Genomic DNA, 625 nt, shown 5'->3' on the forward strand with positions numbered 1-625 from the left:
TTGGTGTGCGGCTTGACCGAACCTGGCTTACACAGAACCTGACCACGCTCAACGCCTTCACGGTCGATACCGCGCAGCAGGGCGCCGATGTTGTCGCCAGCTTCCCCACGGTCCAGCAGTTTGCGGAACATTTCAACGCCGGTACATGTGGTTTTCTTGGTGTCGCGGATGCCAACGATTTCGATTTCGTCGCCAACGTTGATCACGCCACGCTCAACACGGCCGGTCACAACTGTACCACGACCGGAGATCGAGAAGACGTCTTCCACAGGCATCAGGAACGGCTGGTCAACAGCGCGCTCTGGTGTCGGGATGTAGTTGTCGACTTCTTCCATCAGCTTGCGGATGGAGTTCTCGCCGATGTTCTCGTCACGGCCTTCCATCGCCGCCAGAGCGGAACCTGGGATCACAGGGATGTCGTCGCCTGGGTAGTCGTAGGAAGACAGCAGTTCGCGGATTTCCATTTCAACCAGTTCCAGCAGCTCTTCATCGTCCACCTGGTCTACTTTGTTCATGTAGACAACCATGGCGGGGATGCCGACCTGACGGCCCAGCAGGATGTGCTCGCGGGTCTGTGGCATGGGGCCATCAGCAGCGTTCACAACCAGGATCGCGCCGTCCATCT

At 58.4% G+C, this 625-nt stretch carries 1 protein-coding gene; it reads right to left on the reverse strand.

All coding sequences use genetic code 11. The features are described 5' to 3' along the window. On the reverse strand, positions 1-625 hold a 625-nt coding region (locus B3849_RS16565; protein WP_286780449.1), incomplete at both ends, for a GTP-binding protein.

The sequence above is a fragment of the Sulfitobacter sp. UBA4523 genome (genome assembly GCF_002388305.1).
Lineage (GTDB): Bacteria > Pseudomonadota > Alphaproteobacteria > Rhodobacterales > Rhodobacteraceae > Sulfitobacter > Sulfitobacter pontiacus.